31 protein-coding genes are annotated in these 25,553 nt (G+C 66.3%); 15 read left to right on the top strand and 16 right to left on the bottom strand.

The window, feature by feature from the left end; all coding sequences use genetic code 11:
• Positions 1 to 38 precede the first annotated feature (38 nt).
• From ACESMO_RS05710 to ACESMO_RS05720, 3 genes are all read right to left on the bottom strand, one after another.
• Positions 39 to 335, bottom strand: a complete 297-nt coding sequence (locus ACESMO_RS05710) for a hypothetical protein (RefSeq protein WP_372707205.1) — start codon at positions 333 to 335, stop codon at positions 39 to 41.
• A 150-nt stretch (positions 336 to 485) separates the two neighbouring features.
• Complete coding sequence (gene motA / locus ACESMO_RS05715) at positions 486 to 1,355, bottom strand: flagellar motor stator protein MotA (protein WP_372707206.1); 870 nt, start codon at positions 1,353 to 1,355, stop codon at positions 486 to 488.
• An 80-nt stretch (positions 1,356 to 1,435) separates the two neighbouring features.
• Positions 1,436 to 3,235 (bottom strand): long-chain-acyl-CoA synthetase, encoded by a 1,800-nt coding sequence (locus ACESMO_RS05720; protein WP_372707207.1) that lies wholly within the window; start codon positions 3,233 to 3,235, stop codon positions 1,436 to 1,438.
• A 396-nt stretch (positions 3,236 to 3,631) separates the two neighbouring features.
• Between ACESMO_RS05720 and ACESMO_RS05725 the strand changes: the two genes are divergently transcribed.
• Positions 3,632 to 4,216 carry a hypothetical protein gene (locus ACESMO_RS05725; RefSeq protein WP_372707208.1) on the top strand — a complete coding sequence of 195 codons (585 nt, stop codon included), beginning with the start codon at positions 3,632 to 3,634 and terminating at the stop codon, positions 4,214 to 4,216.
• A gap of 74 nt (positions 4,217 to 4,290) precedes the next feature.
• Here the strand turns inward: ACESMO_RS05725 and ACESMO_RS05730 are convergent, their stop codons facing one another.
• From ACESMO_RS05730 to ACESMO_RS05740, 3 genes are all read right to left on the bottom strand, one after another.
• Entirely contained in the window at positions 4,291 to 5,604 is a 1,314-nt protein-coding gene (locus ACESMO_RS05730) for a sorbosone dehydrogenase family protein (protein ID WP_372707209.1), read from the bottom strand.
• A 20-nt stretch (positions 5,605 to 5,624) separates the two neighbouring features.
• Entirely contained in the window at positions 5,625 to 6,164 is a 540-nt protein-coding gene (locus tag ACESMO_RS05735; RefSeq protein ID WP_372707210.1) for a lipocalin family protein, read from the bottom strand.
• A 67-nt stretch (positions 6,165 to 6,231) separates the two neighbouring features.
• Entirely contained in the window at positions 6,232 to 7,134 is a 903-nt protein-coding gene (locus ACESMO_RS05740) for a DUF1206 domain-containing protein (protein WP_372707211.1), read from the bottom strand.
• A 103-nt stretch (positions 7,135 to 7,237) separates the two neighbouring features.
• Between ACESMO_RS05740 and ACESMO_RS05745 the strand changes: the two genes are divergently transcribed.
• The 3 genes from ACESMO_RS05745 (at position 7,238) to ACESMO_RS05755 (ending at position 9,932) form a co-directional block, all read left to right on the top strand.
• A complete protein-coding gene (locus tag ACESMO_RS05745) occupies positions 7,238 to 8,182 on the top strand; it encodes an ABC transporter ATP-binding protein (RefSeq protein WP_372707212.1) in 945 nt (314 codons plus the stop codon).
• Positions 8,179 to 8,946, top strand: coding sequence for an ABC transporter permease (locus ACESMO_RS05750; RefSeq protein WP_372707213.1), 768 nt, complete (start codon positions 8,179 to 8,181; stop codon positions 8,944 to 8,946). The genes ACESMO_RS05745 and ACESMO_RS05750 overlap by 4 nt, the downstream gene beginning before the upstream one ends.
• Before the next feature lie 83 nt (positions 8,947 to 9,029).
• The gene (locus ACESMO_RS05755) at positions 9,030 to 9,932 is read left to right on the top strand and encodes a hypothetical protein (protein ID WP_372707214.1); all 903 of its coding nucleotides are present in this window, start codon (positions 9,030 to 9,032) and stop codon (positions 9,930 to 9,932) included.
• Between the two features lie 98 nt (positions 9,933 to 10,030).
• Here the strand turns inward: ACESMO_RS05755 and ACESMO_RS05760 are convergent, their stop codons facing one another.
• The 3 genes from ACESMO_RS05760 to ACESMO_RS05770 form a co-directional block, all read right to left on the bottom strand.
• Positions 10,031 to 10,414 (bottom strand): hypothetical protein, encoded by a 384-nt coding sequence (locus tag ACESMO_RS05760; protein ID WP_372707215.1) that lies wholly within the window; start codon positions 10,412 to 10,414, stop codon positions 10,031 to 10,033.
• Between the two features lie 78 nt (positions 10,415 to 10,492).
• A complete protein-coding gene (locus ACESMO_RS05765) occupies positions 10,493 to 10,996 on the bottom strand; it encodes an FKBP-type peptidyl-prolyl cis-trans isomerase (protein WP_372707216.1) in 504 nt (167 codons plus the stop codon).
• A gap of 25 nt (positions 10,997 to 11,021) precedes the next feature.
• Positions 11,022 to 12,224, bottom strand: coding sequence for a threonine ammonia-lyase (locus ACESMO_RS05770; protein WP_372707217.1), 1,203 nt, complete (start codon positions 12,222 to 12,224; stop codon positions 11,022 to 11,024).
• A gap of 139 nt (positions 12,225 to 12,363) precedes the next feature.
• Between ACESMO_RS05770 and ACESMO_RS05775 the strand changes: the two genes are divergently transcribed.
• On the top strand, positions 12,364 to 12,882 hold the full coding sequence (locus tag ACESMO_RS05775; protein ID WP_372707218.1) for a hypothetical protein: 519 nt from the start codon (positions 12,364 to 12,366) through the stop codon (positions 12,880 to 12,882).
• Positions 12,883 to 13,005: 123 nt separating this feature from the next.
• Here the strand turns inward: ACESMO_RS05775 and ACESMO_RS05780 are convergent, their stop codons facing one another.
• Positions 13,006 to 13,266: a hypothetical protein gene (locus tag ACESMO_RS05780; protein WP_372707219.1), complete on the bottom strand. Its 261-nt coding sequence runs from the start codon at positions 13,264 to 13,266 to the stop codon at positions 13,006 to 13,008.
• Between the two features lie 332 nt (positions 13,267 to 13,598).
• On the opposite strand from ACESMO_RS05780, the gene ACESMO_RS05785 reads away from it, so the two are divergent.
• A complete protein-coding gene (locus ACESMO_RS05785) occupies positions 13,599 to 13,796 on the top strand; it encodes a hypothetical protein (RefSeq protein WP_372707220.1) in 198 nt (65 codons plus the stop codon).
• A 220-nt stretch (positions 13,797 to 14,016) separates the two neighbouring features.
• Here the strand turns inward: ACESMO_RS05785 and ACESMO_RS05790 are convergent, their stop codons facing one another.
• From ACESMO_RS05790 to rplU, 3 genes are all read right to left on the bottom strand, one after another.
• The gene (locus ACESMO_RS05790) at positions 14,017 to 14,550 is read right to left on the bottom strand and encodes a GNAT family N-acetyltransferase (RefSeq protein ID WP_372707235.1); all 534 of its coding nucleotides are present in this window, start codon (positions 14,548 to 14,550) and stop codon (positions 14,017 to 14,019) included.
• Positions 14,551 to 14,718: 168 nt separating this feature from the next.
• Positions 14,719 to 15,000 carry a 50S ribosomal protein L27 gene (gene rpmA / locus ACESMO_RS05795; protein WP_372707221.1) on the bottom strand — a complete coding sequence of 94 codons (282 nt, stop codon included), beginning with the start codon at positions 14,998 to 15,000 and terminating at the stop codon, positions 14,719 to 14,721.
• A 26-nt stretch (positions 15,001 to 15,026) separates the two neighbouring features.
• Entirely contained in the window at positions 15,027 to 15,665 is a 639-nt protein-coding gene (rplU, locus tag ACESMO_RS05800) for a 50S ribosomal protein L21 (protein WP_372707222.1), read from the bottom strand.
• A gap of 313 nt (positions 15,666 to 15,978) precedes the next feature.
• On the opposite strand from rplU, the gene ACESMO_RS05805 reads away from it, so the two are divergent.
• From ACESMO_RS05805 to ACESMO_RS05840, 8 genes are all read left to right on the top strand, one after another.
• On the top strand, positions 15,979 to 16,638 hold the full coding sequence (locus ACESMO_RS05805) for a hypothetical protein (RefSeq protein ID WP_372707223.1): 660 nt from the start codon (positions 15,979 to 15,981) through the stop codon (positions 16,636 to 16,638).
• A 9-nt stretch (positions 16,639 to 16,647) separates the two neighbouring features.
• On the top strand, positions 16,648 to 17,607 hold the full coding sequence (locus ACESMO_RS05810) for a cation diffusion facilitator family transporter (RefSeq protein ID WP_372707224.1): 960 nt from the start codon (positions 16,648 to 16,650) through the stop codon (positions 17,605 to 17,607).
• Positions 17,608 to 17,646: 39 nt separating this feature from the next.
• Entirely contained in the window at positions 17,647 to 18,753 is a 1,107-nt protein-coding gene (locus tag ACESMO_RS05815; protein ID WP_372707225.1) for a GTP-binding protein, read from the top strand.
• Positions 18,754 to 18,901: 148 nt separating this feature from the next.
• On the top strand, positions 18,902 to 19,870 hold the full coding sequence (locus tag ACESMO_RS05820; protein WP_372707226.1) for a WD40 repeat domain-containing protein: 969 nt from the start codon (positions 18,902 to 18,904) through the stop codon (positions 19,868 to 19,870).
• 41 nt (positions 19,871 to 19,911) lie between these two features.
• Complete coding sequence (gene mtgA, locus ACESMO_RS05825) at positions 19,912 to 20,604, top strand: monofunctional biosynthetic peptidoglycan transglycosylase (RefSeq protein ID WP_372707227.1); 693 nt, start codon at positions 19,912 to 19,914, stop codon at positions 20,602 to 20,604.
• Positions 20,605 to 20,682: 78 nt separating this feature from the next.
• Positions 20,683 to 20,985: a hypothetical protein gene (locus ACESMO_RS05830; RefSeq protein WP_372707228.1), complete on the top strand. Its 303-nt coding sequence runs from the start codon at positions 20,683 to 20,685 to the stop codon at positions 20,983 to 20,985.
• A gap of 65 nt (positions 20,986 to 21,050) precedes the next feature.
• Positions 21,051 to 21,386 carry a hypothetical protein gene (locus tag ACESMO_RS05835; RefSeq protein ID WP_372707229.1) on the top strand — a complete coding sequence of 112 codons (336 nt, stop codon included), beginning with the start codon at positions 21,051 to 21,053 and terminating at the stop codon, positions 21,384 to 21,386.
• A gap of 34 nt (positions 21,387 to 21,420) precedes the next feature.
• The gene (locus ACESMO_RS05840; RefSeq protein ID WP_372707230.1) at positions 21,421 to 21,609 is read left to right on the top strand and encodes a hypothetical protein; all 189 of its coding nucleotides are present in this window, start codon (positions 21,421 to 21,423) and stop codon (positions 21,607 to 21,609) included.
• A gap of 19 nt (positions 21,610 to 21,628) precedes the next feature.
• On the opposite strand, the gene ACESMO_RS05845 is transcribed toward ACESMO_RS05840, so the two are convergent.
• Entirely contained in the window at positions 21,629 to 22,594 is a 966-nt protein-coding gene (locus ACESMO_RS05845) for an isopenicillin N synthase family dioxygenase (protein WP_372707231.1), read from the bottom strand.
• Between the two features lie 174 nt (positions 22,595 to 22,768).
• Here ACESMO_RS05845 and ACESMO_RS05850 point away from each other — a divergent pair, with 174 nt between their 5' ends.
• A complete protein-coding gene (locus tag ACESMO_RS05850) occupies positions 22,769 to 23,437 on the top strand; it encodes an OmpA family protein (protein ID WP_372707232.1) in 669 nt (222 codons plus the stop codon).
• A 458-nt stretch (positions 23,438 to 23,895) separates the two neighbouring features.
• Here ACESMO_RS05850 and ACESMO_RS05855 read toward each other — a convergent pair whose 3' ends face one another.
• Together ACESMO_RS05855 and ACESMO_RS05860 are read right to left on the bottom strand one after the other, a co-directional pair.
• Positions 23,896 to 25,200 (bottom strand): UDP-glucose/GDP-mannose dehydrogenase family protein, encoded by a 1,305-nt coding sequence (locus ACESMO_RS05855; protein ID WP_372707233.1) that lies wholly within the window; start codon positions 25,198 to 25,200, stop codon positions 23,896 to 23,898.
• A gap of 169 nt (positions 25,201 to 25,369) precedes the next feature.
• A partial coding sequence (locus ACESMO_RS05860; protein WP_372707234.1) for an OmpA family protein occupies positions 25,370 to 25,553 on the bottom strand: 184 nt, incomplete at its 5' end.

Here is a 25,553-nt window from a genome sequence, read left to right on the forward strand (position 1 = left end):
ACCCCTTGATCCGGAATGACACGCGCGCCGTCGCTACGTTACTGCGGCGGCGGCGAGCTCGTGTCCTGCGGATCTGTCGGCACGACCGGCGGGGTTTGTCCCGGCGCCGTGTCGTCTTCTGTCGGCTCCGCCGTAGTGCCCGTCGCATCAGGCGTGGGCGTGGAATTCGGAGTCGCGTCCGTGGGGGCCATGGCACCGTCTGACGCGGGAGCGGTCGCGGACGTCTCCATGCGCGCGCCGGTCGTGACATCTGTCTTGGCGGTGTCGTCGGCATTGGAGCAGGCCGTCAGGGCCAGAACGCCGACTGCGGCCAGAATCGTTGTCCTGGTGTTCATCTGAATTCTCCGGGCCGGTGGCGCGGGCGGGTCGGCCGGCCGATGCCGCGACCGGTCGAAGCTATAAGCGCTGACCCGTGGCGGCGTTCCGGCGTCCGTGTTGATGTTCGAAACGTTTTGAACGGTCCGTGGTTTGAAACCGGATCGGGCTCAGGCGACGCTCGGTGCCGCCGAGAGGCTTTCTTCCATCTCGATGAAGGAAGGTTGGGCTGTCGAGGGGATGTCCCCGCGTCCGATCTCGATCGAGATCTGGGCGGCGTTGCCGTGCAGGTGGGCGACCAGCACCGACTGGATGATCTTGTAGAAGGCCCCGTCGCCGTCGATGATCTCCTTAAGCCGCACCGACATCGGCCCGACCAGGCCATAGGCCAGGAAGACGCCCAGGAAGGTGCCGACCAAGGCACCGCCGATCATGCCGCCCAGGACCTCCGGCGGCTCGGTGATCGAACCCATGGTCTTGATGACCCCCAGCACGGCCGCGACGATGCCCAGGGCGGGCAGGCCGTCGGCCATCTGCTGAAGCGCGTGAGCACCGGCGAGACTCTCGTGGTGATGTTTCTCCAGCTGCTTTTCCATGGCGCCCTCGATCTGGTGCGGATCTTCGAGGTTCATGGTCATCATCCGCAGGGTGTCGCAGATGAAGTCGGTGGCGAAGTGATCCTTCAGCACCTTGGGGTACTTCTGGAAGATGGTGCTCTCGGCGGGCTTCTCGATATGACTTTCCAGAGCGATGACGCCCTTGGACTTCATCGTCTTGGTCAGCTGGAACAGCAGTGACAGCAGGTTCATGTAGTCCTGCTTCTTCCATTTGGGCCCGGCAAACACCTTGCCGAAGCCGCTCAGGGTCACCTTGATCGTCGTGACGCTATTGCCGATCAGGAAGGCAGCGACGGCCGCGCCGAGGATGGCCATCAGCTCATAGGGCAGGGAGTACAGGATGACCCCCATCTTGCCACCGGCCAGGATGTAGCTGCCGAACACCATGGCGAACAGCAGGACGATGCCGATGATCTGGAACATGAAAAGCTGGACGGTCCTGAGCGGGAGAGAGACCGACCATCGCCGTTAATGATTAAGGGGCGGTTGCGAACCGCGCTTCGTCACAACCTGTATTCGCCGGTCAGGATCGCCGCGCGCGCTGTCTCGCTCAGTTTGGCGTAGCCGTTATTGCCGCCCTTGACGTAAAGGGCGTCGCCGACCTTGTCCGGATCGAAGCCTTCGGCGACCAGATCGACCTTGCGGTATTTGAACGTGCCGGTCGTGTCGGCCGACTTGATCAGCCGCACGAAGGCCGGGCGAGCGAAAGTCGGCAGTTCCTGGTCCACCCAGGCGGCGAAGGCCTTGGCCGAGAACCGACCGTCGATGACCAGGGCGACCATGCCGGCCTTGCCGTCATGCCCCGGGACCGGCACGCCGTAAGCGACCACTTCCTTGACGCCCGGTCCATCGGCCAGCCGCTGCTCAACCTCTGCGGTCGATACGTTCTCGCCCTTCCAGCGGAAAGTGTCGCCGATCCTGTCGATGAAATAGACGTAGCCCTCGCTGTCCTGCTTCATCAGGTCGCCGGTGCGGAACCACTTGTCGCCACGCACGAAGACGTCGCGCAGGATTTTCTTGTCCGAGGACGCTTTGTCGGCATAGCCCGAAAAGGCGTGGCGCGTGTCGTCGCCGATCATGCCGATGGCTTCGCCGACCTCGCCGGGCTTGACCAGCTGGCAAAGGCCGTCGCTTCCACGGGCCGGTTCCTCGGTGTCGATGTCGAAGCGGACCAGGCGGAAATTAATCTGCTTCTTCAGGAATGCGGGCACGCGGCCGATGGCGCCGGCCTTGCCGTCGAAGTTGAAGACGGAGACGTTGCCTTCGGTGGAGCCGTAGAATTCCAGGATGTCGGGTACGGCGAACCGCTTCTGGAAGTCGGTCCAGACGTCTGGCCGCAGGCCGTTTCCGAAGGCCAGCCGCAGTTTGTGCGAACGCTCGTCGGGGTGCTCGGGACAGTTGGTCAGGTAGCGGCACAGTTCGCCGATGTAGACGAACAGGGTCGCGCCCGAGGTCCTGACGTCGCTCCAGAAGCTGGAGGCGGAGAAACGTTTGCGCAGCACAAGACGCCCGCCGCTCAGCAGGGCCGGTCCCACGCCGACCAGCCCGCCGGTCGAGTGATAGAGGGGCAGGACGTTGAAGGTGACGTCCTTCTCTGTGGCCTTCGTGGCACCGGCGAAGGCGCGCATGTAGGTGCGCGCCCGGGCGTGGGTGATCTTGGCGGCCTTGGGCATGCCGGTGGTGCCCGAGGTGTAGATGTACAGGGCAGTGTCGCGATTGGTCAGGCCCGAGCGGACCGAGCGGGCGGGCCGGACCGAGGAACCGCCGCGCACCGGCTTGTCCAGGCCACGACGTTCGTCGGCCTCGTCTTCGTCGTGCAGGCCCATCACCCACAGCATCATGTTGCGCCCGACAAGGGGGCGCGCCTCCTCGACCCTTTTCCAGCAGTCCTCGTCGGTCACGACCTGCGAGGCGTTGGAGATGCTCAGGCAATGGGCCAGGGCATGTCCCGTCAGATTGGTGTTGATCAAGGCCGTGCCCACGCCGACCTTGGCGAAGCCCAGCCAGGCGGCGATGTATTCGGCCCGGTTCAGCATCACCAGGGCAATGGTGTCGCCGCGTTTCAACCGACGGCTCTGCGCCCAGTGGCCGAAGCGGTTGGCCATGGCGTCCAGCTCGCGATAGGTCAGGCTGCGTCGGTCGTCCTCGATGGCGACGTGGTCGGGATATTTGTCGACAGCCTCTTCCCAGTCGTCGCAAACCAGATCGGGACTATCCAGATCGATCGGCTTGATACGCTTGAGCAGGCGGCCCAGCCCCTTGGCGAAGCGAATGTCGCGCTGGATATTGCCCACGAAACTCATCGTCGCGTCCTGCTCCATATCCACGCCCCCACATGGTGATGAACAAGCCCTGAGGCCGGGTCAACCGGCAGGGGATTCCGCAAGCCGAATGATTGCGCACCAACGCCGGTTTGCCGTCGGGCGTGGCGCCGAAGCGGCGGTGGCAGCGGGGAAGGTCGGCGACCGCGCCGCCCAGTCCTCTTTTCAGTTGTTGGCACAATGGGTTTCCATAATTGCGATGAAATGGAACGTCGACTCAAAGAAACCGGACAATAATTTCAAGTAAAGTCCCCGATTTCATATCAATCCCATCGAGACGCGATTGTGATGAAAACAGTGTTTTTTCAGGTCGAAATAGAATCGCGGAACCGTGATCTTGCATCGCCGTTTACCGGGGCACGGATACGGAGAAAGATCATGTCCTCGACCTATTCCAATGAACCGACCCCCTACGCAGAGCGCGTCGAACCCGTCGACGCCGAGCCCTTTATTCCGGTCTATGCTCGCAAGCGCTCGTCGCGCCGCAAGGGCGGCGTCAAGACCTGGATGATCCTCGCGCCCGTTGGTGCCCTGGCTCTGGGCGGCATTGCCGCGGCCTTGATCATGAGCAATGGCGAAAAAACTGCGGAACCCGTACTGGTCGAGTCCACCGCAACCCTGCCGGTCTTGCCCGCAACGCCCATGGCTCCCGCCGCCACGCTCCCGACGCCCGCTCTCACAATCGACACCACCGACGTGCCGCCTGCCGTCGCGGTCCGCGAACAGGCTCCGGTCCGCCGCGCCACCGCTTCCGCCCCGGCTCGTCGGGTCGCCTCAGTCCCGGCTGCGACCGCGACCTCTACGACCCGCGCCGAAACACCGCCGACGCCCACTACGCCGCAACCCTATGCCATCAGTCCCGGCGCGCCGAGCGCAAGCGCCTCCACCCCGATACCGGCCCCAACGCCGACACTGCCTGTCGAGCCGAGAGCGCCGGCCATCACCACTCAACCGCTCGAATAGTCTCCCGCCATCGGACGTCTCTGAGCCCCGGCCAAGAGATTCGCCGGGGGTTTGTCAGTCAGCTACCTGCGCGGTCAGGCGGCGGGCGACACGCGCCAAATGACGTTGCCGACGTCGTCGGCGACCAGTAACGCGCCGGTCCGATCGAACTGCACGCCCACCGGCCGGCCCATGGCCTGGTCTTCGGCGTTGATGAACCCGGTCAGGATGTCTTCCGGTGGCCCTGCTGGAACTCCGCCCGAAAAGGGCACGAAGATCACCCGGTAGCCATTGCGCGGTTTGCGGTTCCACGATCCGCGCTGACCGATGAAAGCTCCGCCCTGATACCGCGCCGGGAAGGCGTCCCCCTGGCCAAAGGTCAGCCCCAGCGAGGCGGTGTGTGAACCTAGAGCATAGTCGGGCTTGATGGCGCGGGCGACCATGGCGGGATTGGCGGGCTCTACCCTCGTGTCGACTATCTGGCCGAAGTAGCTCCACGGCCAGCCATAGAAGCCGCCCGGCGTGACCGATGTCATATAGTCGGGCACCAGATCATTGCCCAGTTCATCGCGTTCGTTGACGGCGACCCACAGCTTGCCGCTGTCCGGCTGCCAGGCCATGCCCACGGGATTGCGCAGGCCAGACGCATAGAGTCGCCGCGCCCCCGTCGCCGGGTCGATCTCCAGCACCGCCGCTCGGTCCTCTTCCTCCTCCATCCCGTTCTCGCCGACATTGGAGTTCGAACCGACCCCGACGTACAATCGCGATCCGTCAGCGCTGGCGACCAGGCTCTTGGTCCAGTGGTGGTTTCGCTCGGCGGGAAGGTCCGCGACCTTGCGCGCCGCCGCGTCGATGCGGGTCTGGCCAGCCTGATAGGGAAACGCCACCACGGCGTCAGCGTTGGCGACATAGAGAGTCTCCCCGACCAGCGCCATGCCGAAGGGCGAGGTCAGGTTCTCGAGAAAGGCCGTCCTGGTCTCGGCCACGCCGTCGCCGTCGGCGTCGCGCAGCAGGGTGATTCGGTTGGCGCTGGGAGCCGCTGAACCCGCCCTGTCCATGACCAGCCCCATCACCCAGCCCCGGATGCCGCCCTTCTTGCCTTCTGGTTTGGGCGGTGCACTGCTTTCGGCGACCAGAATGTCGCCGTTCGGAAGGCGATACAGCCAGCGCGGATTGTCCAGGCCCGACGCGAAGGCCTGTACCCTGAATCCCGGCGCGGGCGTCGGGGCGCGTCCCTCGGGCCAGCCGACGGCCTTGGCGATGTTCACCGTGGGAAGCAGAGACCCTTGGGGCGCGGGCAGGGTCGGATTTGGCCCGAAGCCCGCCGACGGGTCGAGGGCCTCATTGCCTCCGCACCCCGCCGTCGTCAAGACCAGAGCGGAAACGGCGAGCAAGGGCAGGCGGGACATGGGCGGTCTCCGATCAGAGGTCAGAACGCGGGAAACTCAAGCCGGCTGACATCGTATCCCAGCGCAGAGGCACGGGCGACGAGGGCCTGCAGCGCGGCGGCATCGGGCACCTCGCGTGTGTAGATCCAGAGCTTGTTGAAGGTCAGGTCCGCCGAGATGAACCAGCTGTAGTCGTCGGCGCGGTCCAGCACCCAATAGTCCCAGGTGACCAAGCCGCCCAGATAGCGGGCGCGCAGCTTGGCGTTGGTTCCCGGGTCCAGAATCTCGCCGCGCGCGCCGATCGCCTTTTCCCGGCCCTGGGGTGTGTCCACCTGGCAGGTGTCCCGCACGTCCACCCGCTTCGGATTGACGACGACATAGTTGGTGGCGCCGGCGACGCAGCCGTCGGTCAGGCTCAGGGGCAGGCGCGCGATCTCCAGCCAGCGACCGGAATAGAACCTGTCCAGGTCCACGGTCTTCACGGGCTGCGGCGCGCGCACCTGGTCGGCCGAGGGTGCGGTGACGCACGCGCCGAGAGCGGCGCAGGCGAACAGCGTGGCTATGAGCGGGCGTGTCGACATAACTGTGGTTCCGGCGTCTGAAGGGCAATCCCCAAGATACGGCTCCGGTTCCGTGCGGACGCCCGGCTCAGAGCGGATTGAGGTCGCGCGGCGGACGGATGCGGCGGAACCGGGCCTCGATGAAAGAGAACACCCCGAAGGCCATGAACCCCAACGCGGCCGCCGCCAGCACCCACGCCCCACCGGGCTGGCGCTCCACCGCGTCCAGCGCCGAGCCGAAGCTGCTGACCTGCGACGATCGCGAATTCCACCCGGCCAGGATGATCAGTATCGCGAGGGGCAGATAGGCCAGGCCGCGGGCGACGTAACCGGCCCGCGCCAAAGGCGCGACGCGGCGGCTGGTCTTGGCCGAACAGGCCAGGTATTCCGTGAAATCCTCATGCCACGCGCGGCGGATGGTGACCAGGCCGAGGGTGAACAGGGCCGCGCCCGCCGCCATCAGAATTTCGTCGCCCAAGGGCAGGGACATGACCGTCTGGGCCCGTTCGCGACTGGCTTCGACGTCAGCGGCCTTGGTCGTCTCGGGCTTCCTGGCCATGAAATGGAAGGCCGTGAACGCGAGGATGGCATAGCTGGAGCCACTGAAGGCCTGCGCCATCCTTTGGCTCAGCCCCTCTAGCGACGTTCCCTGATGATCGGCGTCGAACACGGATTGCAGCACACGCCACATGACGAAGGCGCACAGGCCGATGCCCACGGCCATCATCCACAGCCGGCCGAACGGCGTGTCGGCCAGCCAGGCCAGGGCGCCTCTGGCGCTGACCGCGTCGCCCGCGAAGTCCACCGCGCCCAGCAGGGTCAGCAGGCCGACCGACAGATAGACGAACCCTCGCGCGCCGTATCCAACGCGCGCCGTCAGCTCGAGCAGGTCATGCAGCGGCGGTAAGCCGCGCAGAGCCGAAGACTTGCGGCGCCCGAAGTCGCCTGCGCGGGCCAGACGGGATCGGAGTGAAGTAAAGGGGCTGGGCACGGCGACGGTAACTCGCGGCGCCGTATATGGCTCCGCAGGCTGCGGACGGTCTTGAGGTGCGGCCTTCGCACGCATATCTGCCGTTCGCCAATGGAGGGCGCGCATGCAGCCGGTGATTTCGATTCAGGGTCTGACCAAGACCTACAAATCCGGCCTCCAGGCGCTCAAGTCCACGGATCTGACCATCGACAAGGGCGAGATCTTCGCTCTGCTCGGCCCTAATGGCGCGGGCAAGACCACGCTGATCTCCATCGTCTGCGGCATCGTCAGCCCGACCTCGGGCACGGTGATCGCCGACGGCCATGACATCCAGTCCGACTATCGCCGGGCGCGCGAGAAGATCGGCCTGGTTCCACAGGAGCTGTCCACCGACGCCTTCGAGACGGTTCTGGCCACGGTGACCTTCAGTCGCGGCCTGTTCGGCAAGGCGCCGAACCCGGGCTTCATCGAAAAGGTGCTTCGCGACCTCAGTCTTTGGGACAAGCGCAACGACAAGATCATGACCCTGTCCGGCGGCATGAAGCGCCGTGTGATGATCGCCAAGGCGCTCAGCCACGAGCCCGACATCCTGTTCCTCGACGAGCCGACGGCGGGCGTGGACGTCGAACTGCGCCGCGACATGTGGAACCTGGTCCGTCAGTTGCGCGAGAGCGGCGTCACCATCATCCTGACCACACACTACATCGAGGAGGCCGAGGAGATGGCCGACCGCGTGGGCGTGATCCTCAAGGGCGAGCTGATCCTGGTCGAGCGCAAGGCCGCCCTGATGAAGAAATGGGGCAAGAAGACCCTGACCCTGAATCTCCAGGAGCCACTGGCCGCGATCCCCTCCGAACTGGCCGAATGGAACCCGACGCTGAAGGCCGGGGGCAATGAGCTGGAATACGTCTTCGATTCCAACGCCGAGAAGACCGGCGTGCCGTCCCTGCTGCGCAAGCTGTCCGACCTGGGCATCGCCTTCAAGGACCTGAACACCCGCCAGAGCTCGCTGGAAGACATCTTCGTCAGCCTTGTCCACCGCGACTCGCAGACGGGAGCCGCCGCATGACCTTCAACAGACACGGCGTCTGGGCCATCTACAAGTTCGAGATGGCGCGCGCCCTGCGCACCGTCTGGCAGTCCATCGTCACCCCGGTGATCACGACCGCCCTGTATTTCGTGGTCTTCGGGTCGGCCATCGGCAGCCGGATGACCGAGATCGACGGCGTGCCCTACGGGGCCTTCATCGTGCCGGGCTTGATCATGCTCAGCCTGTTCACCCAGTCGATTTTCAACGCCTCCTTCGGCATCTATTTCCCCAAATTCACCGGCACCATCTACGAGCTTCTGTCCGCGCCGGTCAGTCCTCTGGAGATCGTCATCGCCTACGTCGGGGCCGCGGCGACCAAGTCGGCGGTGCTGGGTCTGATCATTCTGGCCACGGCGGCCTTCTTCGTACCCTTGCAGATCCTGCACCCGATCGAGATGCTGGCCTTCCTGGTGCTGATCTCGACGACCTTCAGCCTGTTCGGCTTCATCATCGGCATATGGGCCAACGGCTTCGAGCAGCTGCAGATGATCCCCATGCTGGTGGTCACGCCCCTGACCTTCCTCGGCGGCTCCTTCTATTCGATCGACATGCTGCCTCCGGTCTGGCGGACGGTGACCCTGTTCAATCCGGTGGTCTATCTGATCTCGGGCTTCCGCTGGACCTTCTACGGCTCGGGCGACGTCGGCATCGGGGTCAGCCTGGCGGCGACGCTGGGCTTCCTGCTGATCTGCTTGGCCGTAGTGTTCTGGATCTTCAGGACCGGCTATCGGCTGAAGGCCTGACTTGTCACGAAACGGGCCAGATCGATGCGCATCCTGATCGCATCTTCGCGTTGATGAAGCGCGCCATGGGGCGCGGGAGTGTCATGTCCAACGAATCCGACAAACCCCTGAACGGGGCTTCCGAGCCCTTCGTGCGCCGCCCGGCGGTCTGGGGGCGACCGCCGCAGACCGTCTTCCGCGCTGGACCCCTGCCAAAGGGCGGGCGACTGCCGCCCCTGCCCGAGCCGCCGCGTTCTCCGCCCGTGGCCGTGCCCCGGACCAGCATCTTCACCGGCTCGATGATCCCGCGTGCCGCGCCCGTCCCGCCCGGCGAACGCCCGCCGTCCGACATGACTGTCCAGCCGCTGCCCGCGGCCGCGCCGAAGCCGGAAACCGACCCTCCGGCTCGACCTGCGCCAGCCGCCGCGGCGCCATTGGCACCGGCCGCCCCCATGGTCAGTCCCACGCTCGCGGTCGCCTCGGCCCCGCGCAAACCGGTCGGGCGCATGCCCCTCTATGCCGGAGCCGCCGTCGCCGTGGTCGCCGCCGTCGCTTTCGGCGGATGGATGCTGGCCCGATCGCCCGCCGCGACGTCCCCGGCCGCCCCTGCGGGGAAATCAGCGACAGACCCCGCTGGCCCGGTCGAGACCCGCGCCGCGCCGACGATCGTCGCCTCTGAACCGGCTGCGGCGGTGGCTGCGACGCCGCCGTCCACCTCCCCGTCCACGTCCACGCCCGTCCGCGCCGCCCCGGCTCCGGCCCCAACTGCCGCCCGGACTGGAGCCACGACTGGTGCCACCGCCGCGCGCGCGCAGGTGGCCCAGCCCCGCCCGGTCTCGCCGACGGTGTCCGCCGCGCCTCCGCCCGCGCGCGCCATCGTCACGGCACCCCTGATCGAGACCGCCGCACCGGTGCCGGTGCCCGTCGGTCCACCGCCGACGGCGGCCGAACGGCCAGAGGCTGATTTGGATGAGCCGATCACGACCCGACCGCAGCCGCTAAACTAAAACCTGATCGGTTGAGGCGGAATCGCTTCGCGATTTCGCTCCAGCATGATTCTGGACCACTTTTGCTTCAGGTCGATTCGACCTGAAGCAAAAGTGGTCTAAGCGGATTTCACGGGCAGGTAACCGCGCTCGACCATGCGACGCAGACCCTCATAAGCTTCGGCCAGTTCTTCATAGGCGGTCCGGGCCGAGGTCAGGCGCGCGATCTGGTCCGGCGTCGAGGGCGCGCCGGAGTCGCACTGGCGCAGGGCTTCGGAGACCCATTTTCCCCGCGCGGTGGCCGTCTGCACCGCCAGTCGCTGGAATACGGCCGGGTCCAGGCCTGGCAGCATATGGCCCACCACTTCGCGATTGGCGACGAAGGCCGAGTAATCGATCTGCTCCAACAGGCCGCGCAGGCGTCGCTGTTCCTGCGGGTCCGCATCCTGCGGCTCGAAATGGTCGCGCTGACGGCGATAGCTGGAGGTCTGGATAGTCGACATCGCGCCGCTCCGGTGAAGTTCCGACGAATCCTGCGCCGCGTTGATTAACGAGGGATTGCACAGGCCGCCCGCCTTGGATTAGCCGTTGGCGGTTTCTGTCGCGGTCGTGCCGCCCGGAATGGAGTCCATGTCCAGCAGTTTCAACCGGAAGACCAGAACGGAATTGGGCGGGATCTCGCCTTGGCCCTCTGCGCCATAGCCCTTGGACGGCGGCAGATAGACGATCCATTCGTCGCCGACCCGCATGGCCTGCAGGGCGTCGCGCCAGCCCTCGACGACCGACAGGCCGGGAATGCCGTCTTCGGTGGTGAACACGGCTGGCTGGCCGCGCTCGAACGAGCTGTCGAAGACCGTCCCGTCGGTCAGCGAGCCTTCGTAATCGACGCGGACCAGATCGTTGCTGTCGGGGCGAGCTCCGCCGGAGGGGCCGGACGTCAAAACCTTGTACTGCACGCCGGACGGCAGCACGCTTACGTCCTTGGCCCTGGCGTTGGAGGCCAGGAAGAACTCCGCCGCGCGCAGATTCTCCGCCGCCGCTTCGTCGGGCGCGCCGGTCCTGTCGCCGCAGGCGGCCAACGCCAATGCCAAGATCGGGGCGTGCGCAGCCCTAGCCCATCCGTAACGCATATCCAGCCTCTTCCAGTCCGTGTCTGATCTCTTTGGCGTGAGCCTCGCCGCGGGTCTCGACCATGATGTCGAACTCCGCGCCCTTGGCCGGCACGTCCAGCGCCAGCCGGTTGTGCACCACGTCGATGATGTTGCCGCCCAGACCGCCGATCACGGCGCTTATCTTGGACAGCATGCCCGGCCGGTCGTCGCCCAGGATGCGATAGACCACCATCTTCTTCTCGCGCACCAGCTCGCGGTTCAGCACTACGGCCAGCATCCGTGCGTCGATGTTGCCGCCGCACAGCACCAGCCCGACCCTCATCCCCTTGAACCGGTCCGGATCCGCCAGAAGCGCCGCTAGTCCACCCGCGCCTGCGCCCTCGGCGACGGTCTTCTCCAGGGTGGCATAGTAGGCCACGGCAGTCTCAAAGTGCGCCTCCTCGCAGATCAGAACGTCCTCGACCAGCGGATCGGCAATGGCGAAGGGGATGTCGCCCACGGCCTTGATGGCGATGCCCTCGGCGATGGTCTGGCCGCCGCATTCGGGGGTCTCGCCCCGGCGCCTCGCGCTGAACGAGGGATACATGGCCGCCTCGACGCCGAAGATGCGGATGTCCGGCTTTATCGCCTTGGCCGCGACCGAACAGCCTGCGATCAGCCCGCCGCCGCCGATGGGTATGATCAGGGCCTCGAGCTCAGGCGCGTCCTCCAGAAATTCCACCGCGCAGACGCCTTGGCCGGCGACGATACCCTCATCGTCGAAGGCGGAGATGAAGACGAAGCCTTCCTCGTCCCGCAGCCGGTGCGCCTCCTCGGTCGAGCCGGTGAAATCGAGGCCTTTGATAACAACCGTCGCGCCATGCGCCCGGGTGCCGTCCGCCTTGGTGAAAGGGGTGCCCTCCGGCATGACGATGGTCACCGGCACGCCCAGCCGGGCGCCGTGATAGGCCAGGGCCTGGGCGTGGTTGCCCGCGCTGGCCGCGACCACGCCGCGCCGACGTTCTTCCGGCGTCAACTGTAGCAGCCGGTTCAGCGCCCCACGCTCCTTGAAGCTGCCGGTGAAATGCAGATTGTCGAACTTGACCCAGACCTCGGCTCCGGTCAGCTGAGAGAGGCGGCGCGAATGGCGTACCGGGGTCCGGTCGACCTGGCCGGCGATGCGGTCCCGAGCCGCCAGAATCTCGTCAAATGTGACTGTCATGAAGCGTCCCTATACCCCGGTCTGCGCCGGGTTGTCGGGCGCTTGTGGACCACCGCCCAACACCTCGCAACCTTGACCTTTTCGCGGCGTTGATCGTTTCATCCAGTCGTTCGACCCGCGCCTTGAGGAGAGAGCCCAGATGTTCCGCGCCCGCCATCTGATCACCATCGCCGCCGTCGGCGCCGCCCTGGCCGCGTGTGAGACCGTGCCCATGGACGGGTTCGGACCTGGCTATGGCTCCCGATCGTCGCCCTCGGCCTTCAACGCTGCGGATTTCGACTGGTCCACGCGCGCGGGCCGCGCCTCGATCGACGGTCGGGTCGACTTTCGCCGCAACGGCCAGGCCTTCGCCTGCAACAGCACGGTGGCCCTGACGCCGGACACGCCCTACACTCGGGCTCGCTTCCAGGCCCTGTACGGCTCGACCAACCGCGCCGCCATTCCCGAGGCCATAGTCCGCGCGCGCACTGTGGCGGACCCCAACGCCGATTATCGTTCCTACGTCCGCTCGACTCAGTGTCGGGATGGGCGGTTCGAGTTCACGGGCCTGCCCGACGGCAACTGGTTCGTCATCACGCCGGTCAGCGCCGGTGGCGACCGCGTCGTTCTGATGCGCAACGTCTCTACCCGTGGAGGCCGCGCGTCGGTCACATTGTAAGCCCGCCTTCCGCCTGTCTTTGAGGCCGCGCATCTGGCCGTTTCGTAGAAACCGCCATGCGCCTCGTCGCCCTCGTTCTCGCCGCCGGCCTAGTGGCCGCGCCCGCCGCTCCAACGCCGTCCCTTAGAATTTTGACCGGGCGGCCAACTGGAACGTCCCGGTGATTACCGCCGCGACCAATTCCGGGACGCCAATCGCGACGACTACGGCACCGGATGGCGCGACCAGCGCCAGCGCGCAAGTCCGCAGGCCCAACAGGACGACCGGGCGCTCGCTGGCTACGGCCGGGACGGCTACGGCTTCGGCTACGGTCGCCAAGGCTATGGCCAAGGCCCCTACGGCTATTCTTCCGGCTATAGCCGCCATGGCTCGGCTTGGGGCCATGGCCCGGGGCTCCACGACCTGGAACGGCGCCTATGGCCGGCCCGACCACGTTTATCCGGGCGGCGGCCACCGCAGCTACGGCAGCGGCTACGCCGGTAGTCGCACCGACTGTTGCCGCGCCGCCTACCGCTCCCATGATCCGCGCAGCGGCTACTCCCGTGCCTACACTGGCCGTTTGATATTCTGCGGCTAGGGACGTCCGCCGCCGTCAATAATGAGACGGTCCGATCACGGAATGGTGGGTGAGCGGCGTTCGCCATTGTTTCGCCGCGACCGCCCGGCTTCCCTCCTTTCCTCGCCTGTCCGGGCGTTGGCATGAGGGGAGCGCGTCCATGTCCCAGCACAATATCTCTGGTTCTGAAGTCTTCGGACCCAAGCCCTTCGTCATCATGCGGTCAGTCAGGACCAGCGGCCTGCGCCGCAAGCGCGCGGCCCGCACATGGGCGGCTTTCATCGCCGGTGCCGTGGTCGCCGTCGCCGGCGGAGCCATCGCCATGGCCGCGGTGTTCGGTCCGACGCTTTTTGGTTAGGCCGCGATCGTCGGCCCTTCGGGACCTCCCGACCCGACTCGGCCTGACGCGCCCAAATCATCAGCGCTCAAGAAGAGAGCGACCGCGTCGCGAGCGTTAGCGTGCCCAAACCATAAGCGCTCAAGCAGCGAGCGACCGCGTCGCGAGCGTTAGCGCGCTCAAATCATAAGCGCTCAAGCAGAGAGCGACCGCGTCGCGAGCGATAGCGCGCCCAAAGGCATCAAGCCAGCCACACCATCCGCCGCGTCTGCGCATCGGCGTCGCGCGCCCGGCTGAAGCCCTTGCGGACTTCGCCGGTGTAGAGGAAGCCCGCCTTCTCGAGCACGCGGCCCGACGCCGGATTGTCGGCGAAATGGCCGGCCATCAGGGCGCGGCGTTTCCAACGCTTCGACGCCCAGACCTGGGCACCTTCCAGCGCCTCGGTAGCATAGCCGCGACCCCAGAACGGGCGTCCGATCCAGTAACCGACCTCCGGCGCGGGATCCTTGTCCTCGAACAACCCCATGACCCCGACCGGCCCGTGGTCCTCATGCTCGATCAGGAAGGTCTGCGCCCGCGCCGGATTCTGTCCGGCCACCTGGACGACGAAGGCCTCCGCGTCGTCGATGGAGAAGGGATGCGGCATGCGCAGGGTCATCCGCGCGATGTTGGCGTCATTGGCCAGAGCGACCAGACGGCCGGCGTCGTGCGGACCGGGCGCGCGCAGGACCAGGCGCCGCGTCTCGATGACGGGAGAGGGTTCGATCACGCACATCACGCGGCCTCGTTCGGTTCGCGCCGCCTCCTTGGAGGGCTCGGACGGCTTCGAGGCGGGGAAACGCAAACGGGGAGCCTGGTGATCCAGACTCCCCGCGGAAAACTTTCCCTTGGTCCGGATCGCGGCTCTTGAGCCTTGCGCGATCCGGATGTGATCCGTTCGCGTTTACTCGGCGGCCATCGGCATGGTGTCGTTGGCCGGAAGAATGGATACGTAACAACGGCCATTCGCCTTCTTGGTGAATTTCACCGAGCCGTGCGAGGTCGCGAACAGGGTGTGATCGCGGCCCAGGCCGACGTTATTGCCCGGGTGGAAGGTGGTGCCGCGCTGACGCACCAGGATGTTGCCGGCCAGCACGCGCTCGCCGCCGAACTTCTTCACGCCGAGGCGCTTCGACTCGGAGTCGCGACCGTTACGCGACGAACCACCGGATTTCTTGTGAGCCATGGGGCTGTCCTAACTCGTCTCTGTTCTTACGCTTCGTCGGACGAAGGGGCGGTTTTGGTCTTGGGCGCGGTCTTTTTGGCCGGAGCCTTCTTGGCGGCCGCCGGCTTGTCGGTGGAGGCTTCGGCCTTCGGGGCGGCCGCCTTAGGGGCCTTGGCCGGCTTGGCTTCGGCCTTCGGTGCGGCGGCCTTGGGGGCCTTGGCCGGCTTGGCTTCGGCCTTCGGTGCGGCGGCCTTGGGGGCCTTGGCCGGCTTGGCTTCGACCTCGGCCGCGCGCGGTGCCAGGCCACGGGCGCGCAGGTTCATCTCGGCCTTGGTCATCAGCGAGGTCTCGCCGTCCCACTTGGCCTTCTCGCCGGCGCCGTCGATACCGGTGATGCGCAGGACCGATTCCATCTGGCGATGGCCGTTGGTGCGGCGATAGCCCTGACGGCGGGTCTTCTTGAATATCTTGATCTTCTCGCCCTTGCGGGTCTCGACCAGGGTCGCGGCGACGGCAGCGCCGGCGATCAGGGGAGCGCCCAGCGTCACGCCCTTGTCGCCGCCAAGCATCAGGACGTCGCCGAACGAAATATTCGAACCGACATCGCCGTCGAGCTTCTCGACCACGATGACGTCGCCCGGCTGAACCCGGTACTGTTTGCCGCCGGTCTTGATCACCGCGTACATGTTGAAGCCTCAGCGAAACGCAAAAAGAATAAGCCCGACGGGGGACCCCCTCGGGCGAAGAGCGGCGACATAGACGGAAGGGGCCTTCCGAGTCAACGCCGACGGGCCGGAAAAGCCGCTATTCCAGCGAATTGCACGGGACGCGACGCCGAAGGATCGCGGCTTGCAAACCCCATCCGGCGCGTCTTCATGACGTCAGGGAGGACTTCATAATGCCGAACCGTCGTCGAGGATGCCCCTGCGGCATGACGATCGTTTCGCGCGCGGATTCAATCCTCTCGACTGTTACAAAGTAACACGTTAAGGGGCGGGCATGTCGCCGATCGATCTCCAGCAACCGATCCTGCTGTCCCTGCTGGGCGCGGGCTTCGTGACGGCATTCCTGCACGCGGCCCTGCCGACGCACTGGCTGCCGTTCGTGCTGGTGGGGCGGGCGCAGCGCTGGAGCCTGGCCCGGACTCTCGGGACCGTGACGGCGGCGGGGCTGGCGCACATCACCGTCACCGCCCTGGCCGGATCCCTGATCGTCGCGGCGGGGCTGGCTCTGGACAACCGGGTATCGGGCCTGCTGCCGCATCTCTCGGCGGCCCTGCTGTTCCTGCTCGGCGCCTTCTATCTGTTCCGCGCCGTGGTGCGCGGGCCTAAGCCGGCCAGCGGACCCCGGATCGACATGGCTGGGCCCACGATGTCCCATGCCGCTGCCTTCTGGGGGCTGATCGCCATGCTGGCCGTCTCGCCAGGCGAGGTGCTGCTGCCCTTTTATCTGAGCCAGGCCACAGGCGGCCTCATCGTGCTGTCGCTTCTGACGCTCGCCTTCGCGATCGGCACGGTGCTGGGCATGGCCGTCTTCACCGTCATGGCGCGCGCGGGCTATTCGGTCCTCGGGCTTGAGCGCTGGGCGCGCTACGAGGGCGCGGTGCTTGGCCTGGCCCTGATCGCCGTCGGTCTTCTCGTCGTGGTCTACCGGCACTAAGGTTAGCGAATGGCGCACTACCACGGCCACCCGCACCCCCATGCCGACCACGGCCATGATCATGACGCTCACGGCCATTCGCATGCGCACGGCCATCACCATCACGGCCCGGTCGATACCGGAGACTGGCGCTATGGCGTCGGCCTGATCGTCAACCTGGCCTTCGTAGTCTGCGAGGTCTTCGCCGGCTTGTGGAGCGGATCGACCGCCCTTCTCGCGGACGCCGGGCACAATCTGTCCGATGTGCTGGGCCTGGCCATGGCCGGCGGCGCGGCGTGGTTGGCGCGGCGTGCCGGGAGTTCGCAAAAGACCTACGGCTACGGCAAGGCCACCGTTCTGGCGGCACTGGCCAATGCCCTGTTGCTCATCTTCGCCTGCGGGGCCATCGCCTTCGAGGCCGCGCGCCGCCTCGCCGATCCGGCGCCGGTCGAATCCGGCATCGTCATGGTGGTGGCGGGCATCGGCTTCGTCATCAATCTGGGCACCGCCCTGATGTTCATGCGCGACCAGCATTCCGACCTGAACGCCAGGGGGGCCTATCTGCACATGATGGCTGACGCCTTCGTCTCGATCGGCGTGGTGATCGCGGGCGGGATCATCTGGATGACCGGCTGGTCAATCCTCGACCCGCTGGTCAGCATCGCGATCGTCGTGGTGATCCTGCTGGGCACCTGGGGTTTGCTGAAGGACTCGGTCAATCTGGCGCTGGACGCCGCCCCGCGCGGGACCGACGTCGAAGCCATCCGCGCCGCCTTCCTCGACCTGCCCGGCGTCAGCGCGGTGCATGACCTGCATGTCTGGGGCCTGTCGACGACCCAGACGGCCCTCACCGCCCACCTGTGCCACGACCGCGCCGACGCCTCGGCCCTTCTGGCGGAGGCGCAGGGCTTGGCCCGCAGTCGCTTCAGGATCGGCCACACGACCTTGCAGCTCGAGGCCGACCCGCTGCCCGACTGCCCGGATTGCTGATCACTGGCATCCGGCCCCTGCCGCCCCTAGATGAGCGCCATGACCGACACAGCTTCCGGCAAAATCCCCGTCACCGTCCTCACCGGCTATCTCGGTGCCGGCAAGACCACCCTGCTGAACCGCATCCTCACCGAGGACCACGGCAAGCGCTACGCCGTCATCGTCAACGAGTTCGGCGAGATCGGCATCGACAACGACCTGGTCGTCGGCGCCGACGAGGATGTGTTCGAGATGAACAACGGCTGCGTCTGCTGCACCGTGCGCGGCGACCTGATCCGCGTCATCGCCGGCCTGATGAAGCGCCAACGCCCCAATTCTTTAAAAGAGGGGGGTAAGCCCGCCTTCGACGCCATCATCGTCGAGACTACCGGCCTGGCCGATCCCGGCCCCGTAGCGCAGACCTTCTTCGTCGACGAGGACGTCAAGGCCAAGACCCAGCTGGATAGCGTGACGACGCTCGTCGATGCGAAACATGTCATGGCGCGGCTCGACGATTCGAAGGAGGCGCGCGAGCAGGTGGCCTTCGCCGACCGGATCATCCTCAACAAGGTCGATCTGGTGTCGGAAGCGGAACTGGTCGCCGTCGAGGCGCGCCTGCGCAAGCTCAACCCGCTGGCCCCCATCACCCGCGCCGAACGCGCCAATGTCCCGCTGGATCAGGTGCTGGGTCTGGGCGGCTTCGATCTCGGTCGCATCCTCGACATTAATCCCGAGTTCGCCAAACCCGCCCACGGCGAGGCCGGTCACGTCCATGACGAGCACTGCGGCCACGACCATGACGACGACGATCATGCTGACCACGACCACGACCACGATCACGCCCATGGTGCGCGCGGTCATGCGCACGATGACGACATCAAGGGCATTTCCCTGTCGCTGGAGCGGCCGATGGACGGGACAAAATTCACCGCCTGGCTGGACCGTCTGCTGGGCGAGCAAGGCCAGAACATCCTGCGCGCCAAGGGCATTATCGACGTCAGCGGCGAGGACCGTCGCCTGGTCTTCCAGGCCGTGCACATGATCCTGGAAGGCGACCTGCAGAAACCTTGGGGCGTCAACGAGCGCCGCTGGTCCCGCGCCGTCTTCATCGGCTGCGACCTCGACGAGGCGGCGTTGCGCGCCGGGTTCGAGGCCTGCGCCGCGTGACACCCTCTCTCCGCTCATCCCCGCGAAAGCGGGGACCCAGTGCTTTCGTGAGGCACGGCGGCAGGGATCGATCCCGACGCGGACTCGGTGATACCGATCGCCCAAAGAACCGGGTCCCCGCTTTCGCGGGAATGAGCGGGTCAATGATTTGACCCCATTTTTCACCTTCGACGCCCAGATCACCGCCGCCCTGTTCGACGACACCGGCGCGCTCTTCGCCCTGGGCGACGGCTCGGTCCGGTTCGAGGGCGGCGAGTTCAGCGCCGCCCATGATGGCGCGATCCTGTGCGCCGCCGTCCATCCCTCCGGCGACGGCGTGGTCACCGGCGGCGACGACGGCCGGGTGATCTGGCACCGGCGCGGCGAAGCGGGCGTGCTGGCCACCGCCAAGGGCCAGTGGATCGACGCCGTTGACGCCTCGGCCGAAAGCGGCCTGATCGGCTTCTCGGCCGGCAAGACCCTGTCCGTCATCGACGCCAGGGACGCCGGCTTCCGCCGCGATTTCCAGCACGAGCGCACCGTCTCGGGCGTCGCTTTCGAGCCCAAGGGTCGGCGCATCGCGACCTCGACCTATGGCGGCGCGGCCCTGTGGTTCGCCCGCATCGCACAGCAGAAGCCGACCCTGCTGAAATGGGCCGGCTCGCACACCGGCGTGACCTTCTCGCCCGACGGGGCCTTCGTCGTCACCACCATGCAGGACGCCGAGCTGCACGGCTGGCGTTTGAAGGACGCCAGGAACATGCGGATGGGGGGCTATCCGTCCAAGGTCCGGTCGATGAGTTTCCTCTCCAACGGCCAGCTGCTGGCCACCTCGGGCGCGCAAGGCGCGGTGCTGTGGCCCTTCATCGGTGTCAACGGTCCGATGGGACGCGAGGCGACTGAGATCGGCTACGACGAGGGCAGTCTGGTCGCTCTCGTCGCCTCGCGGCCCAAACACGGCGTTATGGCCGCCGGCCTGAACGACGGCCGGGTGTGGCTGGCCGATCCGGCCGGGCAGGGGCTGAACTTCCTCAAGGCCGAGAAGGGCCCGGCGATCAGCGCCTTGGCCATGAGCGCCGACGCCACCCGCGTCGCCTGGGCGGACGAAGACGGAGCGGCGGGCGTGGTCGAGGTCTGATTCGCTTGCGCGACGGACCCAAGCGGGGTGATCATCGGTCTATGGCGGGGAAAACCGGAAAACGACGCGGACGTCTGATCATGACGGTCCTGACGCTGCTTGCCCTGCTGACGATGGGCGGGGTCGCCGTCTACCGCTTCGTGCCGCCGCCCATCACCTGGCTGATGACCACGCGGCTGATCGAAGGCGAAGGCCGAGACTATCGCTGGCGGTCGCTGGACGACATCTCGCCCCGGCTGGTCCAGGCCGTCATCGCTTCGGAGGACTCGACCTTCTGCGCCCACCGCGGCTTCGACATGAAGGCCATCGAGAAGGCCCTCAATGCCAATGAACGCGGGGGTCGGGTCCGGGGCGGCTCTACCATCAGCCAGCAGACCGCCAAGAACGTCTTTCTCTGGCCCAGCCGGGACTGGATACGCAAGGGGCTGGAGGCCGGCTACACCGTCCTGATTGAGGCGACCTGGGGCAAGCGGCGGATAATGGAGGTCTATCTGAACGTCGCCGAATGGGCGCCGGGCGTCTATGGTGCCGAGGCGGCCGCCCAGCACTGGTTCGGCAAGAGCGCCCGCAACCTGACGGCGCGCGAGGCCGCCCGTCTGGCCGCCATCCTGCCGTCGCCGCGCCGTTACGACGCGGTCTCGCCGGGTCCCTACGTTCGCCGCCGCGCCTCCCGCGTCCAGGCGGCGATGGGCACGGTGCGCAACGACGGCCTGGCGGCCTGCGTTCTGGGCTGACGGCCACGCTTGACGTCACGTCTCTCCTCCCATCACCACCGCCCGAACAACGCGGGCGAACCGCGCGAGGACGACACCATGAAACGAACCCTGATGACGGCCGCCGCCGTTTGCGCCCTCGGTCTCGCCGCCGGTTACGCCAGCTACGGCCTGGGCGAATCCGACGCCGCCCAGACCGCCGCGCGTTCGCCCTTCACCAGCAGCGTCGATATCCAGCGCGTCGGCATGGCCAATCTGAGGGCCAATCTGAAGGCCTATCCCGACCTCACTCTGCTGCAGCCGAACACGACCTTCGTACTGGCGGACGACAAGGCCGTCGCCAACGGCAAGGTCAATGTGAAGACCCTCGTCGCCAACCTGTTCCTGCGGCCCTACGGCTAGTTCATGGACCACTATCGGCCGGTCGGAGCCTATTCGAGGTCGACCGATCGTCGCGCAACATCGAGGTGTCGCTGGTCCTGGACGTCACCGGCTCAATAGCGGGCCAGAAGCTGCTGGACCTCAAGGCCGCGCCGATCAAGACCAACATCGACGCCCTTGCGGCCAGTGGCTTAACCGCCGGCCAGATCGGCATCGCGTGGGATTGGTACATGGTGTCGCCGACCTTCGGCACCCTCTGGTCGTCGACCGCGGGAAATGCATACAACACCGCAGAAAGGCCCAACGCCGTCATCATCATCACCAACGGCGAGTTTTCAACGCCCCCAATGAAACGGGATGATCTCGACCGGCTACGGTGTCTCAAGCTCGGTCAGCAACGCATGCGCGCCGGACAATGGTGAACCGTTCGGTCAGAGCCGTGCGCTATGCGACGCCATGAAGGCCCGTGGGATCGTGGTCTATACGGTGGGCTTCCAGATCGCCGTCGGAGCTGCGTCCGACACCCTGCTCCGCGATTGCGCCTCGACCTCCTCCGGCTATTACAACGCGGCGAGCGGGACCGCATTGTCCGAGGCCTTAGCCGCGATCGGCCGGGACATCACCCCGTTGAGAATATCCCGGTAGAGACCGCGCCCGCCCATACTCAGATCAAGCGGATTTCCTTCAGCCGTTCGGTCAGGAAGTCCTCGGCCATGATCGACTTGCCGACGTAGCGGTCGGGATTTTCCGGCGTGACGGCGCTCGAAAGCGTCTCGATCACGAAGTCGGGATTGAAGTGCAGAAAGAAAGGCGTCGAATAGCGGGCGAAGCTGGCCCGCTCCGGTGCCGGATTGATCACCCGGTGGCTGGTCGACGGCAGGACGTGGTTGGTCAGCCGTTGCAGCATGTCGCCGATATTGACCACCAGCGCGCCTGGCGGCGGCGCGATGTCCAGCCATTTGCCGTCGGCGTCCTTCAGCTGCAGGCCCGCCTCCTCGGCGCCGAGCAACAGGGTGATCACATTGATGTCCTCATGGGCCCCGGCGCGCACGCCCGACGCGCCGGCCGCGACCGGCGGATAGTGCAGCATCCGCAGGATGCTGTTGCCCAGTTGGACCTTGTCCTCGAAATAGTCGTCGCCCAGCTTCAGATAGCGGGCGATGGCGCGCAGGATCTTCGCCCCCAGTTCGTCCATGGCCGCGAACATGCCGTACAGGTTGCGGCGGAAGCCCTCGACCTCGGTCGGCCAGACGTTGTCGCGCATATAATGGCGATAGGGATGGCCTTCGGGCAGTTCCCGGCCAACGTGCCAGAACTCCTTCAGATCGACGGCCGCCGCGCCCTTGGCCGCTTCGACGCCAAACGGGGTCAGCCCGCGCGCGCCGCCGGTGCCAGCATGGTGATACTGGCGCTTCGTCTCTTCCGGCAGGGCGAAAAAGGCCTTGGCATCGTCGATGGCTGCCTTGATGACGGCGTCATCCAGCCCGTGGTCAGCGACCACCGCGAAGCCGTAACGTTTGAACGACGCGCCCAGCTTGTCGGCGAAGGCCTGGAAGTCGGTGTCGTACAGGGTCATCGACACGGGTTCGATGGCGCGGTCGGCGGGTGGGGACGTCAGGCTGTCAGCCATGGAAGACTCTCGAATGCATGAGGGCGTCTCCATACGCCCTGACACCCGAACTTGGCAAAGCGAGGGCGCGATCCGTGACGGACCTCGCGCGGTTTTTTCATCTGGGGTTCAGGCTGGAACCTTGACCATAAGGCCGCGTTCAAACGCCATATCCGATTTGGAAGGACAACCATCATGCGCGGCAAACTCATTCTCGTCGGCGTCAGCGTCGCGGCCCTGCTCGGTGCCTGCACGACGACCGATCCCTACAGTTCCATGCCGGGTCGCAACAACACCGGCACGGGCGTCATCGCCGGCGCCATCGGCGGCGCGGTCCTGGGCTATCTGACCAACACCTCCAACTCCGAACAGGGGCGCAAGAACGCGCTCATCGGCGCGGGCATCGGCGCGCTGGGCGGCGCTGCCGTCGGTCAATATATGGATCGTCAGCAACGCGAACTGGAGGCTGAACTGTCCGGCACCGGCGTCGGCGTGGCCCGTCAGGGTGACAATCTGGTCCTGCGCATGCCTTCGGACGTCACCTTCGCCACGGCCCAGTCGACGATCGACAACCGGTTCTATGCGACGCTGGACGATGTGGCGGCGGTCCTGAACCGTTATGACCAGTCGACTGTCGACATCATCGGCCACGCCGACTCGGACGGTGCCGATGACTTCAACCTTAACCTCTCGCGTCAGCGGGCGTCGTCAGTCGCCCAGTATATGGTCAGCCGCAATCTTCTGGCCGACCGGATATATGTGGACGGCAAGGGCGAAAGCGCCCCGGTCGCCTCCAACGGCACGGCGGACGGCAAGGCCCAGAACCGCCGCGTCGAGATCCTGATCCGTCCGTTCCGCGGCTAGATCAGCGCTCAAGCCGCCCGAAAAGCACCGGCGCAAACGACAGTGAAGGGCAGGGGCGCGACGCTCTGCCCTTTTTCGTCGCCAGACACCGTTCCGTCGCTTGCGCAGGCGCGACGCCGGTGCTCGATAGATGGCTGTCGAAGCGGGAAAGAGACACGTGCGTTCGGACCATGAATTCACCGACGGGATCAGGCTGGGGGCATTGGCCGTGGACGGCCGTCCTGACGGCGACCCTGGTGATCGGTCTTGGCCGCGCCGTGCTGCCCCAGGCCGATGCTCAGGCCCGCGCCGCTGAAACGCCGCCGAAACGCCGCTGGCGCGCGCCGCCTTGCGTTAGAGCGAAATCGGTCTTGATGGACGCAGTCCATCAACGCTCAGATTTCGCTCCCGGATCATGCTGGAGCCTGATTCACGGCATCAGCGGAATCGCGAAGCGATTCCTCCTCAATCGGTCAGGTTTAGCGCCGGCCGATCGAGGTGTAGCGGAAGCCGCGCGCCCGCATGTCATCTGGCCGATATACGTTCCTCAGATCGACCATCACCGGATGGTGCATCAGCAGCTTGACCCGGTCCAGGTCCAGCGCCCGGAACTGGTCCCATTCCGTCAGGATCACCACCACATCGGCACCCGTGACCGCCTCATAGGGCCCGGTCTTGAATGCCACCCCGTCCAGCAGTTTCGCGGCCTCGTCCATGCCCTCGGGATCGAAGGCCTGCACCTTGGCGCCCAAGGCGATCAGGGCCGGGGCCACGTCCAGCGAGGGCGCGTCACGCATGTCGTCGGTATTGGGCTTGAACGTCAGCCCCAGCAGGGCGACCGTCTTGCCGGCCAGGTCGCCATCCAGCGCCTTGGTGACGCGCTCGGCCATGGCCTTCTTGCGCGCATCATTTACCGCGACCGTGGTCTCGACCAATCGCACGGGCGAGCCCGCGTCGGTCGCCGTCCGCACCAGGGCCAGGGTGTCCTTGGGGAAGCAGGAGCCGCCGTAGCCAGGCCCGGCGTGCAGGAATTTCCCGCCGATCCGCTTGTCCAGGCCGATGCCGCGCGCGACCTGCTGCACGTCGGCGCCCACGACCTCGCACAGGTCGGCCATCTCGTTGATGAAGGTGATCTTCATCGCCAGGAAGGCGTTGGCCGCGTATTTGATCAGTTCCGAGGTGCGCCGTCCGGTGAACAGAATCGGCGTCTCGTTGAGGTTCAGGGGGCGATAGATCTCCCGCATCACCGCTTGGGCGCGCTTGTCCTCGGTCCCCACCACGATGCGGTCCGGGCGTTTGAAGTCCTCGATGGCGGCACCTTCGCGCAGGAACTCCGGGTTGGAGACCACGGCGAAGTCAGCGTCGGGGCGTTTCTCGCGGATGATGAGCTCGATCTCGTCGCCCGTGCCGACCGGCACCGTCGACTTGGTGACGATGACGGTGAAGCCCTCGATCAGCCCGGCGATCTCTTCGGCGGCGGCATGGACATAGGACAGGTCGGCGTGGCCGTCGCCGCGCCGCGACGGCGTGCCCACGGCGATAAAGACGGCGTCTGCCGCGCGGATCGCTTGGGCACCGTCGAGCGCGAAGGCCAGACGGCCGGCCTTGACGTTCGAGGCGACCAGATCGTCCAGCCCCGGCTCGAAGATCGGGATTTCGCCCCGCTCCAGCCGCTCGATCTTGGACGGGTCTTTGTCGACGCAGACGACCTCATGGCCGAAGTCCGCGAAACAGGCCCCCGACACCAGCCCGACATAGCCGGTTCCAATCATTGCCACGCGCATGCGAGCCAGTTCCTTTTAACGGTCGGCCGGAGATAGCGGCCGGACCCGCGCTTGGCCAGTCCAGCCCCGCAAGCAAAACCGCCGGCCCCTTTCGGGACCGGCGGCTCTGTACTTTTGGCCTACCGGCCTTCGGCCTGCTTGAGGCCGAGGACCGGGTTAGACATCAACCCTAGAAGTTGATGTCGATGGTGGCGCGACGGTTGAGCGGCTCACGCACACCGTCGGCGGTGGCGCGGGCCAGGGCGGTTTCGCCCTTGCCGTCCAGCGAGATCACGCCGCCGTTGACGCCTTGACCGACGAGAGCGTCAGCCACGGTCCGCGAGCGGCGGTTCGACAGGCCGACGTTGTAGGCC

This window comes from Brevundimonas sp., from assembly GCF_041688735.1.
Lineage (GTDB): Bacteria > Pseudomonadota > Alphaproteobacteria > Caulobacterales > Caulobacteraceae > Brevundimonas.